The following is a 13,349-nucleotide window of genomic DNA, read 5'->3' as shown; positions in this document are numbered from 1 at the left end:
CCGGTGAGGGGTGGGTCAGAAGCCGCGCTGGTTCACGTAGTCGTCTCGAACTTCGCCGTGGTACGCCGGTACGGTGATATCCCACCAACCCATTGCATGCATCTCGGTCCAGGGCAGCTCGCGAGCACTGATCGCCTCGATGACTACGGGGCCCTCGGTCTCGAATGCGCGCTGAACAGCGGCGCCGAGCTTTGCCGGATCCTCGACACGCTCGGACTTGCATCCGAGGGACTGGGCGAACGCAGTGATATCGGCGAAGTACGGGGATCCATCCGGCAACTTCCACCCTGAGATGATTTCCCGTTCCGCGCCGAAGAGATTGATCTGAAGGTCCTTGATTGCTTCCCAGCCACCGTTGTTCAGAACGACGAAGACGACATTGACGCCGCTCATGGCGGCAGCTGCGATCTCCGTGCCGGTCTGTAGGAACGCGCCATCGCCGACGAGCGCGAGAACCGGCTTGCCCGGTGCGCCGATCGCGGCACCGATCGCGGCAGGTACACCGAATCCGATTCCGGAGAATCCGCCGGCAACGATGTTGCTCTTCGGCTCGTAGATCGGGAATTCGTTGAACGCCTGGTTTGCCGGGTTGCTGGAATCGGTGACCAGAATTCCGTTACGCGGAAGAACCTTTCGGATCTCGACCATTGCCCGCGAGTTGGTCATCGGCAAGTAGTCGGTCTCGCGCATAGGGCGCAGGTGCTCGTCCCACTGCGCCTTCAAGTCCTGAAGTTCGGCGTAGTAGTCGGTTGCCCGGAAGTCGTAATCCGCTGCCGGTGCGCCGAGTTCGTCGATCAGAGACGCGAGCGAGGTCTTGGCGTCGCCGACGATCCCGACCTCGACCGGGTAGTTGCGGCCGATCTCGAATCCGTCGATGTCTATGTGAACAAGTTTCGTGTTAGGGATGTCGAATGTGACTCCCGGGCGGTACGAGGACGTGATGCGATCGCTGAACCGGCAACCCACTGCAAGAATGACGTCGGCGGTCTTGGTGACTCCGTTACCAGGAATCGATCCCATGTCGCCGCACGGCCACGCGTACAGATCGTGGTCTGCGGGGAATGCGCCTTTGCCCTGGAAGGAGTGCGTCACGGGAGCGCCGAGACGTTCCGCCAGTGTGAGGAGTTCCGCACCGGCCTCGGCTGCGATGACGCCTCCGCCAGCGAGGATCACGGGACGCTTAGCACCCGCCAGTAGCTTGGCTGCCTCGGCAATGGCGACGGGATCACCAGTCGCCCGGGTCTGAGCTCGGCGCGAGTACAACTCTGGAACATAGTCGCCGTACTCAGCTTGCAGGTCCTGCGGGATATCCACCAGGACAGGCCCTCTGCGACCTTCGAGCATCGTGTTGAACGCCTGAGCCATCGCGGAAGGTAGCTGCTCCAGTCGACCGGGCTGCCACCAGCGCTTGACGACCGGCTCGACCATCCGTGGGAAATTGTTCCCGTGCGGCCGATCGATCTCCTGGAGGACGCCGCGGTTCTCCATATACGTGTGAACGGCGCCGGTGATCAGAATCATCGGCTGCGAGTCCGCGAACGCAGTCGCGATTCCGGTTACGGTGTTCGTCGCTCCCGGTCCGATGGAAGTACAGACGGCCGCGATCTTGCCCGATGCGCGGTAGTAGCCGTCGGCCATGTGTGCGGCGCCCTGCTCGTGGATGGCGGGAACCAACTCGATTTCGTCGGCCCGGTCGACGAACGCATCAAGTAACGCCGTATTGCCGTGTCCCGGAATAGCGAATACCTTTTCAACTCCTTCACGGATCAGTATGTCGACCACCATCTGGCCACCGGTGAGCTTTTGCACAGTCATGTTCTTCACTTTCGAATCGAAAAGAATTGGGGTGAGCAATTTATGCAGAGATCGACGAGCCGTGCGATGCACCCGCCGTGGAGTCGCCGCTTCGAGCGATGATCGAATCTGCAACACGCAACGCGTTCGCCGCGATCGACAGCGCCGGATTCATCACCGGGAGCGACGGAAAGAAGGAGGAGTCGACGACATACAGGTTGTCGACATCGTGTGCCTGGCAATTCGGATCGAGGACCGATGTAGCCGGGTCGGTACCGAGCCGAACGGTTCCGGCCTGATGCGAGTTCACCTCTATCCCGGTTCCTTCACTGATGACTACCGGAAATCCGATCTTGCGAAGCATTTTTCGCGTCTCGCGAACCAGAACCTCGTGTGCCCGGACGTTATTCGGTTCCCACGCGATCTGGATACGCCCTCCGGGAGTCAGCGTGACACGATTTTCAGGGTTGGGCAGATCCTCCGTGAACAGCCACCAATCGGTACTACGGTTCGTGGCAAGGCTCAACGCCCATTTGGGGATGTGGGGCCGTTGCCCCTTGATCATCTCCGCCTGGAGCTTCCCGATCAGTTGCACGTGGCCCAGCGGATACGGATGATCGTCAGTGCCACGCAGGTAGAAGTCGTTGAAGTACAACGTCTTTTGAAACTCGGACTTGTTCTTCTTGAGTGGGTCGATGGCCACCATGATCGAGTTCATGTGCACCATGTAGTTACGACCGACCATTCCGGAGGAATTTGCGAGCCCGTCAGGATGGACAGACGTGGCCGAACGTAGCAGCAGCGCTGCAGAATTGACCGCACCACAGGAGATTACGACCGTATCCGCACGTACGGTGGAGGTGACGCCGCGATGGGTCACTTCGACGCCTGATGCTCGACGTCCGGAATCGTCGGTCAGCACCTTCTCCACGTACCCGTTCGTGACGATTTCGACGTTGCCCGAATCGAGTGCGGGTCGCACGCAACAGACGTCGGCATCCGATTTCGCCAAGGTACGGCAAGGGAACCCGTCGCATGTCTTGCATCGAATACATGACCCACCCTGCCGAAGGTCGACCCCGAGAGGGAGATTGGAAGGGGTGAAACCCGCCTTACGCATATCGTCGGCGACCTGCTGTATCGCTGGCTCGTGCCCTACGGGAGGGTACGGAAACGGTTCGTTGCGTGGCAACGTCGGGTCGTCGGTGTGGTCGCCGTGAACCTTGTACACCTGCTCGGCACGTGCGTAGTAGGGTTCGAGATCGTCGTACGAGAACGGCCATGCCGGCGATTCACCGTCGTGATGCCGTGAGGACTGAAAATCCTCTCTCCTGAACCTGACCAGCGAGCCACCGTAGAATTTGGTGTTTCCGCCGACGTAATAGTAGGTGCCGGGGGCGAACTCCCGCCCTTCGGTGTCGACCCATTTTTCGGCGTTCTTGTACCGATCTTTCTCGAACACCGCTCGGGGGTCCCAATTCTGACGTTCCTGTGGAAGGAAGTCTCCCCTCTCGATCAAGAGCACATCGAGGCCGGAATCCTTGAGAGCGTATGCCATCGTTCCACCCCCCATTCCGCTTCCCACGACGATGACGTCGTAGTTGCTCTTACAGGGGGGATGACTGTCCATTCGTGTCTTTTCGAACATGGTTTCCGTCTCCTGGCTGGCTTGACGCTGTACGTCCTTGAACCGTGCCGACTCAGCTTCTGTCAATCCTGACGCAACAGGACTGCAAGTAGTTATACGTATCACTAAACGATACCGCCCACATGTGCGGTGTCAACCGCCCTGAAGACCTGGTCAGGTCGACGGGACGAGCGGATCGAAATCGGGAGCCGACACGATCGCAGTTCGTGCCAAATTCGCAGGCTCCATGATCGCGTCCAAATCCTCCTTGCCCAACAACCCGCGTTCGAGCACCAACTCCACGACGGTGCGACCGGAAGCAAGCGCGTCCGCCGCCAATTCCGTCGCGGCTGTGTAGCCGATGTAGGGATTGAGCGCGGTCACGACACCGATCGAAGCCGCGACCGTTCGTTCGAGATGCGCGACGTTGGCGGTAATGCCGATCACGCATCGCTCGCGCAACACAGTGCAGCCCCGCGTGAGGAGTTCTGCAGTCTCGAACAGGCTGTGTGCAATGACAGGTTCGAATGCGTTGAGCTGCAGTTGACCCGCCTCGGCAGCCATGGTGATGGTCAGATCGTTTCCCACCACCCGGTAGGCAATCTGATTGACCACTTCGGGAATGACCGGATTGACCTTGCCGGGCATGATCGACGAACCCGCCTGCACCGCAGGTAAATTGATCTCACCCAGCCCTGCGCGTGGGCCCGAGGACAGCAATCTCAGATCGTTGCAGATCTTGGACAGCTTGACCGCAGTGCGCTTGAGCACTCCCGACAGCTGAACGAAGGCCCCGACGTCCTGGGTTGCTTCGATGAGATCCGATGCCGTCGAGATGTCGAGACCGGTGATCGACACCAGGTGCTCACGCACACGTCTGGCGTACTCCGGGTGCGCATTGAGACCGGTGCCTATCGCCGTCCCTCCCAGGTTGATCTCCGAGATCAACCGAGCGGCCTCTTCCAGTCTCTGAGAGTCCTCCTTGATCATCACGGCGAACGTGACGATCTCTTGACCGAGAGTCATCGGGACCGCGTCTTGCAACTGAGTCCGTCCGACCTTGAGCACGTGGGAGAACTCGGCTGCTTTCTCCGCGAATGCGCCTGCAAGTTCGTCCATCGCACCTCGAAGCCTGGTGACCGCACCTTGCAAGCCGATTTTGATCGCGGTGGGGTAGACGTCGTTGGTGCTCTGACTCATGTTGACGTGTTCGAGAGGATGGAGGAATTGGTACTGCCCCCGTTCGCGGCCGAGCATTTCGAGCGCGCGGTTCGCGACCACTTCGTTGGCGTTCATGTTCGAGGACGTGCCGGCACCACCCTGAATGACGTCGACGACGAACTGGTCGGCGAACCTGCCCGCGCGAATCTCCTTGCAAGCTTGCTCGATCGCTGTTGCATGCTCGGGCGAGAGGATTCCGAGGTCGGCGTTCGCCCGAGCCGCGGCCTGCTTGACCGCGGCCAACGCCGATACCATGTCCGGGTGGACCGAGAGAGGAATACCGGTGATCGGGAAGTTCTCCAGTGCCCTCAGCGTGTGGATGCCGTAGTAGGCCTCCGCAGGCACTTCACGATCACCGAGCAGGTCGTGCTCGATGCGCATCGTCATTTGAGGTTTGCCGCCACCGGGATCTCGCCCCACGGTAGTTCGGCTCCACCGAACTTCGCCGCACGCAGGTCACCTGAACGGGCGTGGCCTTCGAAGCGTTCCAATCGGGACAGTCGCGCAGCGATCTCGCCGATCCTGGCGCTCGCCGCCGGATCGCGCACCTCCTGGAAAGTGAGGGTCTTGAGGAACTTCCCTACCCAGAGCCCTCCGGTGTAGCGCGCAGCGCCAAGAGTAGGAAGTACATGGTTGGTCCCGATCACTTTGTCGCCGTATGGAACACACGTTCCTTCCCCGAGGAAAAGGGCACCGTAGTTGCTCATGCTGTCGAGCGCTTCACGCGGATTCTGCGTCAGGATCTGTACGTGCTCGGAGGCAAACTTGTCCGCCAGTTCATATGCTTCGGAGAGAGTCCCGACAACGTGGATCTGTCCATGGTCGCGCCAGGCAGGCCCGGCGATCGCGTTCGTCTCCAGACCGGGTAGCAATGCGTCGATGTGTTTCGTCACCTCGTTGCCCACAGCCTCAGACGTCGTGATCAACACACACGGTGAATCCGGACCGTGCTCAGCCTGGCTGAGTAAATCCACTGCGATGGTGAACGGATCGGCGTAATCGTCGGCAACGATCAGTGTTTCGGTGGGGCCTGCAAAGAGATCGATTCCGACCTCACCGAAGAGTTGACGCTTTGCCTCTGCCACGTATGCGTTGCCCGGCCCCGTGAGGATCGAGACAGGATCGATCGTCTCGGTACCGAGAGCCAGCGCTGCGATCGCCTGTACGCCACCGAGCACGAAAATCTCGTCGGCCCCGGCGAGATGCATTGCGGTGATGCTGATCTGGGGCGGGAGTCCGTCGTTCGGGGGCGTCGTAGCCGCGACGCGTTCGACGCCTGCGACCTTCGCGGTCAGCACCGTCATGTGCGCCGACGCTGTCAGCGGGTACCTGCCACCCGGAACGTAGGCTGCAGCCGCGTCGATCGGAACGTTCCGGTGCCCCAAGAACACGCCGGGCAGAGTCTCGACCTCGAGGTCTGCGATGGTATCGCGCTGCGCCTGGGCGAAGTCGCGAATCTGACGCTGCGCGAACTGCAGGTCCTCGAGGACCGTTGTCGGGACGGACTTGACGATCTCGCGGATCTGATCTTCGTCGAGGCGGAACGAATCCGGTGACCACCGGTCGAAACGGTCAGAGTACTTGCGGACCGCGTCGTCACCGTTGGCACGAATGTCTGCGATCACACCCGCGACAGTGTCGACCACCGCCGGATTGCTGGCACGCTGCGCTGGTTCGCCGACTGCTGCTTTGAGAACGAACGACATTGGCGGGTTGCTCCTTCGAGGTGAGGCATGAAATCAAACTGATAGCCCTAGCTTTCCTGCGAAGTGATCCAGCGAACAGACACATAGGGGGAAGCACTTCTGCCAAATTCTGCCCAATCCGTGCATGATATGCCGGTCGTTCGAAAGCTCACGGTCAGAGCAGGTGCAGCGCTCGCGCCTGCTCACAGTGGTCGATCAGCGGCTCACGCTTGCACGTTTTGGCGCTGTCGATATTTATCGCCACTTCGTAGTGTTGGCCTACAAGATTTCGTACGCGCCGAACTCCTGACGTCGAGTCGGCCAATACCCGGAGCCGTCGTTGTCTATTCGACATCGTCGATGCCCGAGAAGGAATACTTCGATGAGCGAACAACCGCATCTCGTCTGGGGAATCGTCGGTGCGAGTGATATCGCCGAAACGCGAATGATTCCCGCACTGCGAAGGACCGGCCACCACATCAGTTCCGTGTACAGCGGAAATGCGGACCACGCCGAGCAGTACGCACGTCGGAACGAGATATCGAACCGAACGAACAAGCTGAACGATCTGCTCAGCGATCCCCTCATCGATGCGGTCTACATCTCCAGTGCAAATGATCGCCACCTCGAGCAGGTGTGCGCGGCGGCAGCAGCCGGAAAACACGTTCTCTGCGAGAAGCCGCTGTCGACGAGCATCGACAATGCGCGGAAGATGACCGCCGCTTGCCAATCCGCCGGCGTAGTCCTAGGTGTCAACCACCACCTGCCTGCCGCAGGTACGCACCAGGCCATTCGACGCACAGTGACGCGCGGCGACATAGGCCGGATTCTGTCGGTCAGTGTTCGCCACACGTCACTCCTACCCGAACGATTGCGAGGGTGGCGACTCGGTAGCGCGCCGGGATCAGGCGCCGTCATGGATCTTTCCTGCCACAACGCATCAGTCGTGAATCTGCTACTCGGCACAAGAGCACTGACGGCGAGCGCGATCACTGTGGCTCAAGGAGATTGGGCGACCGAAGCCGAAGATGCAGCCTCCTCGTCGATTCTCTACGAGAACAACGTCCTTGTACGATTCCACGACACTTTCACTACGCCATTCGCACCCACGTATGTGGAGGTGCACGGGACAGCCGGCAGCCTTCATGCAGCCGACGTCATGACTCCGGAACCCATCGGGTCGGTCGTTCTGCACGATCGCCGGGGATCACACGAGATCGATGTCGAAGACCGCCGGCACACGTACGACATCACGCTGGAACACTTCACCCGTGCCACGCGCGGTGACGGCCGACCAGTCGTCGACGGACTCGACGCGACCAACGCACTGGCAGTGAGCATCTCGATACTCGAGTCGGCCAGGACGGCTAGCCGGGTCACAGTCGACTTCTGTGGACAGTAGCCGTTCACAATTCACACTCGGAGCTGGTTCGATCCAAGGTAGAGGTTCATGAAACGTCCCACTGAACGTGACGAAAATTCGGATTGGAATAGATTCGCGATCCCACAATTCGTGGAACTTCTGCGGTCCGGTTCAGTTGGGCGCGGCCCGGCAATCGTAGGGATCGATGGGAGGGGTGGTTCCGGCAAGTCGACGCTGGCCGCACTGTTATCGGCAAACTGCACAGGGACGGTCATCGTGCACACAGATGACATCGCGTGCAGTCGAACATTTTTTGGCTGGGATACCTTGCTCGCCAAGGAATTACTGGAACCTATACGGCGAACTGGGCTTCCATTCACCTTCCGGTCGAACCACGACAAGCCTCGCGATATCGCTGTCTCTGACCAGACGACGTTGCTTCTCGTGGAAGGTGCCGGGTCGATCCGCCGTTCATTGCGGATGTTGTACGACGCGACAGTGTGGGTCGACACCGCACCGGAGACAGCGCGACAACGATTGGTCGAGCTCGGCGAGGATCCACAGGGCTATCACGACGACAGGATGATCGAAGAGAATTCGTTGCTGAACGCGGACCGCCCCTGGGCGCACGCAATGTTTCACGTGTCTGGAACCAACTCTGCGACCAACGGCACAGTCCTGGTGCGCCGAACATAACCGCGTCGACCTCGAACAGCATTGGCATCACGAGTCGTCCACGGGGTTGTCTACGACGGGTCGCTGCCCAGTTACGGCATATTCTCCTGTACAGAGCGTCGGTGTCGCCAGCGATCGCGCGGCCCGATTCTGTACGAGTAGCAACCTGGATCAATCCGAGCCGAAACACACTACCGGGCACGGCGACCCGCGACGAAGGGTGAGATCGAGTCTCTCGGCGATATCGTGAGGCGCGAAAAGGGCCGAACCTGAATAGTTCTCGATCTCTTCCAGAGTCCACCATCTGAAACCGTGTAGGTGCTCATCGCGCAATTCTGCGTCGGTCAATGCCCCTCGTGGTTCGAACCCATGAACTCGAACCAGGAAATAGAAGTTGTCGACGCCGCTGAATCCGGGAAAGTGCTCTGGATCGATGATCGTTTGGCGCCAGACGAGCGGCTGCGTCGTGCGTAGTTCGAGCCCTACCTCTTCTCGAAGCTCTCGCTCGAGTGTGCCGCGTGGGGTCTCACGTTCCTCGCAACGGCCACCGGGCGTGATCCAATAGGTTTCATCGGATCTAGATCGAAAGTTGCACAACAGTATTCGGTACGAATGATCCACGATCAGCGCTCGCGCAGAACGTCTGATCGACTCCGAAGGTCCGCCAGTGCTCATCCTGTTTCTTCCTCAAATCCCGAACAGAATTTCCTTCCGTTCGGTGACACCAGTGCGAGTACACCGGATTTCGATGTACTCGCACGTGGGCCACTGCTTGTTCGACCTCAGTGGGAGACCGTGTGGTGCTCCGGCTTCGGAGCATTTCCCGTACGTTCAGTTTCCGAGTATCGCGGAACGGTTTTCATCAATACAGGACCGCCGACGGCGATGAGCAGGAGCAAGATCGCCGGCAGCGCCGGCATCCAGCCGATTCCGAATCCGTCGACGATGAGCGTGATCGCAGCCGGCCCGACGAGCATGCCGACGTAGCCGATCGCATTGACAATTCCGATGTTTCTTCCGGCGTTCTCGGGGTCACGACGGCCGGCAGCAGAGAGCATCAGCGGAGCCATGCATGCCAGCCCGAGCCCCAGGAGAACGAATCCCACCAGGGCGAACGGAGCTGACGCACCCCCGATCGCAAGCAAGGCACCGACGAATCCGATCACACCACTGACGGCCACGATGACGCGCGCACCGAAGTACTCGGCGAGCCGGTCACCGAAGAGGCGCCCCACGAATTGTGCACCGGAGTAGAAGGTCACAGCTGTCGCAGCCATACCAGCGCTGGTATCGGCATGGCGCCGGACGAACTCTTGTCCCCAGTCCAGAATTGCGCCTTCGCTGAGCATCGATGCCAGCATCAAGAGGCCGAATCCGGCCATGATCAGCAAAGTCGTCGTCGACGCCGATCTCCCGGTTGTCGATTGCTTCCCGAGAACGGCTGCGGCATCCGGGGGTAGCAGCTCATCGCGAGTCAACAACCAGCGACCGAACACAGCTCCGAGAACCGACATCGTGACACCGATCGAGATGTAGGCCACCGCGGGGCTCTCGACATAGTGACGGGCGATTGCACTGGCCACCAGGCCGATGACGAATCCGCCTGCCGGATAGGCCGCGTGGAACGCAGACATGATGGGCCTGCCGTAGTAACGCTCCACCTGCACACCGTGTGTGTTGAAGGCGGTGTCGAAGGCACCTCTCAACAAGCCGATCATCACGCCGAGGAACATTGCGCTGGCAATACCCTGCAAGAACGCGAACGGGATATACATCAACGGGTAGATGATCATCGTGGGCATACAGGTGGCTCGCGGACCGTACCTGTCGACGAACGGCCCGATGAGGAAGCAGCCGACTGCAGCGCCGACGCCGATCGCCAATGCCACCAGCCCGAAATTCGAGTCGCCGCCCTCCCCCGACCACCCCAGGTGAGCACGGAGCGCAGTGGTGTTCGTCGACCACGTGAGCATGACCGCTCCCAATTGTGCGAATCCGAAGAATGTCGCAACCCGGGCAAGCCGAATTCGCTGGAGGCTCAGCGCCCGCGGGTCTTCCGAAATGTTCGTAGTCATTGTGAGTCCTCAATCTGCACACGCATGCCCCTCAATAGGGTTGCGAGGCACGTCATGTACTGCAATCAGCGTTGTCCAAATCACGTTACGGAGTCACCATCACAACAACGATGCACAGTACGAGCACTACTTCACCATAAATATGCACACATCGTGCATATAGCAGGCCAAACAGTCCCTGCAGTCACACGCCCGCCAGGTCCACACTGCACACTGCATCATTGCGCGTACCGACGCCGGGGGATAACACTCACCATGCTCGTGCGGTTAAACGTATCACCGCACGTGGAAGAGTCAATAGGGCAAGAATCAGCGCACTGGTAAACGATCGACCGAGCCGGATGCCCGAAGGCGCGCCCCGCGTCGGCGCAGAAGTAGCTACTGCGAGCCCTGCACACGCACACTCGACCTGCCGCATTCGGAAATCGCTCGCATCGCAGCGGCCTTCGTTCACGGCGTCCAGACCTCTGGAGTCGCGGCAATCGCAAAACACTTCCCAGCGTTCCCAGTACTCGAACACGACCCCGCAGCAAAGGACACGGTCGTCGCCGCAAAGGGCTGGAGCACAAAAACTCTCACACCGTTCAAGGCTGTCGTCAACGCCGGCGTTTCCGGCATGATGGTCGGACCGGCCATTGTCGAAGCCGTCGATCCAACCGCTCCGACGACGGCCTCGAGCATCACGGTCCGAGCATCGCGAGAGGACCTGGGCTTCCGCGGCGTCGTCGGGAGTGACGATCTGGATTCCCCTGCAACGGCGCGTGGGCGGGCACCCGCAGAGACCGCACTCGCAAGCCTCCTTGCCGGCGCTGACCGCCTACTGATCCCCGGCGGCGATGAAGTCGCCACTGTCGCAAAGTCGTTGGCCGCCGCGGCCGTCCGGAATCCGATAGTTGGAGAACGCCTTCGCAACGCAGCAAACCGTCTCCGCGCGCTGGTCAATGCGACCGACCTACGCGATTTCCCAGGCAAACAAAAGCGAGGTTGAACGCGTCGTGGCCGACACCAAACGCTGGCGACCGCCTACCGCGACACTGCACACAGCAGTTACTCCCCCACCCGCTTCGCCCCCACCATCCGACGCGCTATCTCCAGATACCTCTCCACCAACTCGTCCGGAGACAACTCACCGTCCGGTCGGTACCACACCGCGACGGCGACGCACATCGTCACGACAGCTCGGCTGGCGTCCTCGGGATGGTCGGCATCGAACACGCCCGAAGCAACGCCGTCGAGGACGATCCGGTCCACCTGCTTCTGCTGTTCGTCGCGCTGCGCGATGTAACCAGCCCGACTGTCGGGCTCCATGCTGCGGATCTCGGAGGAAGCGACGAACGACTGCTCGCGTCGAAACATGTGGAACCGCAACAGAGATTCGATCACCGCGTCGAAGCGGTCCGAGGGATCGTCCCCGGCATCGAGTTCGGCGGCGCGGCTTCGCTCCAACAACTCAGTCATCACCACGGTCGCCAGACCGATCAACAGAGCCTGCTTGGACGGGTAGTGGTGGTAGAGCCCCGGCACCGACAGCCCGGACCGCGACGCGACGTCACGGATCGAAGTCCCGTGATAGCCCTGCTCGACGAACGCCTCCAGCGCCGCAGCGAGCGGTTTCGGTAGTCCCAGGTCTTCGTAATCGCGCCAGGACCCGCGTACCGGAAGCTCGTTCGTCATACCGATACCGTAGATCGCCGTTGCGCCGCCGCCGAACGCGTCGGTGCCATTGGTTACAGTCGATGTTCACCGAAAGACAGGGACCAGTCATGATCCATGTTCGCCACTCCGCGGTTGCTGCCGTGCCGGTTGATGTCGCCTTCGACTACATCGACGACTACCGCAACGTCCCGACGTGGATGTTCGGTGTTTCCGAGTTCACACCGTTCGGAGAGTTCGATCAGGGGCTCGGCGCCACGTTCGACGCGGCCATGCAGATCGGGCCAAGCACGTTGCGCTCCAAGCTCGAGGTCACCGAGTGGGAGAAGAATCGGATCATCAAGCTGTCTTCGCTCGGCGGTGTATCCAACTCGTCCACGTGGGAGTTCGCCGCCATCGACGATTCCAAGACCGAGCTTTCCGTCGACTTCGCCTACAAACTCCCCGGCGGCATTGCCGGCAAAGCTCTCGGCCGCTTGATCGGGCCGTTCGTCGAAAACGCTGTCAGGAACAGCGAGGAGACGTTGCGCCACAGCCTCGAGCAGCAGTTCGCGGCCCGCGGCGAAGGCTGAAACTACCCGCGGTCGCCTTCGAGGCCCAGCGCGTTGGCCCACACCTGAGTAGCCGTCTTGACGACGTCCTCGAACGGGACGGGGTTGCCGTCGGCGCCAGGTTCCTCGGAGACGAACGAACTGTAGGCAAGACGGCTCACCATCGCCGACAGTGCTCGGGAAGCCAACAGCGGATCCAACGAGCCGTCTGCCTTGCCAGCTGCTTGCAAGCGTTCGATGGCTCGGGCATTACGAGAAATGAAGGTCTCGGCTCGGTCCCGACGCAGTTTCGCGAAGGCCGGATCGATGTGCGATACCTGCTCGAGCAGACCCATCAGTTTGGCGTTGCGGCGAAACGCCGTCAGGTAGGCACGGTTGCTCGATTCGAGGACCGCATACGGATTGTCGACGTCGCGGACCCGTCCCATGCCGGGGTGCAACATGTCTTCCTGCGCAACGTCGAGAACTGCGGCGAAGATCTGCTCTTTGTTGTCGAAGTAGGTGTAGAACGTGCCGGTGGAGCAGTTCGCTTCCTTGGTGATGTCCGTCAGACGGGCATCGAGATACCCTGCGCGCTCGAACACCGTTCGAGCCGCTGCGACCAGAGAAGCCCTGGTCCGGACGCCGCGGGCAGTCACCGGCAGGTCACGCAGAAGCTCCGTCGCAGCCATGGATGGTGGCGGACGGTCTTCCCAGTTCTCCTGA

12 protein-coding genes are annotated in these 13,349 nt (G+C 60.6%); 4 read left to right on the top strand and 8 right to left on the bottom strand.

All coding sequences use genetic code 11. From position 1 onward, the window contains the following. Positions 1-15: 15 nt before the first annotated feature. The 4 genes from AC2ETI_RS21080 to hisD form a co-directional block, all read right to left on the bottom strand. Positions 16-1,815 (bottom strand): thiamine pyrophosphate-binding protein, encoded by a 1,800-nt coding sequence (locus AC2ETI_RS21080; RefSeq protein ID WP_438472477.1) that lies wholly within the window; start codon positions 1,813-1,815, stop codon positions 16-18. Between the two features lie 40 nt (positions 1,816-1,855). Continuing rightward, complete coding sequence (locus tag AC2ETI_RS21075; protein WP_483634347.1) at positions 1,856-3,442, bottom strand: GMC family oxidoreductase; 1,587 nt, start codon at positions 3,440-3,442, stop codon at positions 1,856-1,858. A gap of 153 nt (positions 3,443-3,595) precedes the next feature. Next, positions 3,596-5,029, bottom strand: a complete 1,434-nt coding sequence (locus tag AC2ETI_RS21070) for an aspartate ammonia-lyase (RefSeq protein ID WP_019745471.1) — start codon at positions 5,027-5,029, stop codon at positions 3,596-3,598. Beyond that, positions 5,026-6,348: a histidinol dehydrogenase gene (gene hisD, locus AC2ETI_RS21065; RefSeq protein ID WP_019745472.1), complete on the bottom strand. Its 1,323-nt coding sequence runs from the start codon at positions 6,346-6,348 to the stop codon at positions 5,026-5,028. Before hisD ends, AC2ETI_RS21070 begins: the two co-directional genes overlap by 4 nt. A gap of 361 nt (positions 6,349-6,709) precedes the next feature. Between hisD and AC2ETI_RS21060 the strand changes: the two genes are divergently transcribed. Both AC2ETI_RS21060 and AC2ETI_RS21055 read left to right on the top strand, forming a co-directional pair. Beyond that, complete coding sequence (locus AC2ETI_RS21060) at positions 6,710-7,729, top strand: Gfo/Idh/MocA family protein (RefSeq protein ID WP_483634346.1); 1,020 nt, start codon at positions 6,710-6,712, stop codon at positions 7,727-7,729. A gap of 405 nt (positions 7,730-8,134) precedes the next feature. Then, positions 8,135-8,386: a hypothetical protein gene (locus AC2ETI_RS21055; protein WP_133727159.1), complete on the top strand. Its 252-nt coding sequence runs from the start codon at positions 8,135-8,137 to the stop codon at positions 8,384-8,386. A gap of 150 nt (positions 8,387-8,536) precedes the next feature. Here AC2ETI_RS21055 and AC2ETI_RS21050 read toward each other — a convergent pair whose 3' ends face one another. Both AC2ETI_RS21050 and AC2ETI_RS21045 read right to left on the bottom strand, forming a co-directional pair. After that, on the bottom strand, positions 8,537-9,040 hold the full coding sequence (locus tag AC2ETI_RS21050) for an NUDIX domain-containing protein (RefSeq protein ID WP_019745476.1): 504 nt from the start codon (positions 9,038-9,040) through the stop codon (positions 8,537-8,539). Positions 9,041-9,147: 107 nt separating this feature from the next. After that, positions 9,148-10,440, bottom strand: a complete 1,293-nt coding sequence (locus tag AC2ETI_RS21045) for an MFS transporter (RefSeq protein ID WP_019745477.1) — start codon at positions 10,438-10,440, stop codon at positions 9,148-9,150. 409 nt (positions 10,441-10,849) lie between these two features. Here AC2ETI_RS21045 and AC2ETI_RS21040 point away from each other — a divergent pair, with 409 nt between their 5' ends. Continuing rightward, complete coding sequence (locus AC2ETI_RS21040) at positions 10,850-11,428, top strand: glycoside hydrolase family 3 N-terminal domain-containing protein (RefSeq protein WP_483634375.1); 579 nt, start codon at positions 10,850-10,852, stop codon at positions 11,426-11,428. A gap of 59 nt (positions 11,429-11,487) precedes the next feature. On the opposite strand, the gene AC2ETI_RS21035 is transcribed toward AC2ETI_RS21040, so the two are convergent. Further along, positions 11,488-12,114, bottom strand: coding sequence for a TetR/AcrR family transcriptional regulator (locus AC2ETI_RS21035; RefSeq protein ID WP_387403225.1), 627 nt, complete (start codon positions 12,112-12,114; stop codon positions 11,488-11,490). An 89-nt stretch (positions 12,115-12,203) separates the two neighbouring features. Between AC2ETI_RS21035 and AC2ETI_RS21030 the strand changes: the two genes are divergently transcribed. Continuing rightward, the gene (locus tag AC2ETI_RS21030; RefSeq protein WP_019745480.1) at positions 12,204-12,665 is read left to right on the top strand and encodes an SRPBCC family protein; all 462 of its coding nucleotides are present in this window, start codon (positions 12,204-12,206) and stop codon (positions 12,663-12,665) included. Positions 12,666-12,667: 2 nt separating this feature from the next. Here AC2ETI_RS21030 and AC2ETI_RS21025 read toward each other — a convergent pair whose 3' ends face one another. Continuing rightward, positions 12,668-13,315, bottom strand: a complete 648-nt coding sequence (locus tag AC2ETI_RS21025) for a TetR/AcrR family transcriptional regulator (RefSeq protein WP_019745481.1) — start codon at positions 13,313-13,315, stop codon at positions 12,668-12,670. Between the last annotated feature and the right edge of the window lie 34 nt (positions 13,316-13,349).

The sequence above is a fragment of the Rhodococcus sp. MurmanLake-1 genome (genome assembly GCF_056945715.1).
This window is presented reverse-complemented; position numbering and strand designations above follow the sequence as displayed.

What these genes read in the sequence shown, in the direction of transcription:
- AC2ETI_RS21080 (WP_438472477.1), bottom strand. Translation starts at nt 1,815, where the DNA reads ATGACTGTGCAAAAGCTCACCGGTGGCCAGATGGTGGTCGACATACTG.
- AC2ETI_RS21075 (WP_483634347.1), bottom strand. Translation starts at nt 3,442, where the DNA reads ATGTTCGAAAAGACACGAATGGACAGTCATCCCCCCTGTAAGAGCAAC.
- AC2ETI_RS21070 (WP_019745471.1), bottom strand. Translation starts at nt 5,029, where the DNA reads ATGACGATGCGCATCGAGCACGACCTGCTCGGTGATCGTGAAGTGCCT.
- hisD (WP_019745472.1), bottom strand. Translation starts at nt 6,348, where the DNA reads ATGTCGTTCGTTCTCAAAGCAGCAGTCGGCGAACCAGCGCAGCGTGCC.
- AC2ETI_RS21060 (WP_483634346.1), top strand. Translation starts at nt 6,710, where the DNA reads ATGAGCGAACAACCGCATCTCGTCTGGGGAATCGTCGGTGCGAGTGAT.
- AC2ETI_RS21050 (WP_019745476.1), bottom strand. Translation starts at nt 9,040, where the DNA reads ATGAGCACTGGCGGACCTTCGGAGTCGATCAGACGTTCTGCGCGAGCG.
- AC2ETI_RS21045 (WP_019745477.1), bottom strand. Translation starts at nt 10,440, where the DNA reads ATGACTACGAACATTTCGGAAGACCCGCGGGCGCTGAGCCTCCAGCGA.
- AC2ETI_RS21035 (WP_387403225.1), bottom strand. Translation starts at nt 12,114, where the DNA reads ATGACGAACGAGCTTCCGGTACGCGGGTCCTGGCGCGATTACGAAGAC.
- AC2ETI_RS21030 (WP_019745480.1), top strand. Translation starts at nt 12,204, where the DNA reads ATGATCCATGTTCGCCACTCCGCGGTTGCTGCCGTGCCGGTTGATGTC.
- AC2ETI_RS21025 (WP_019745481.1), bottom strand. Translation starts at nt 13,315, where the DNA reads ATGGCTGCGACGGAGCTTCTGCGTGACCTGCCGGTGACTGCCCGCGGC.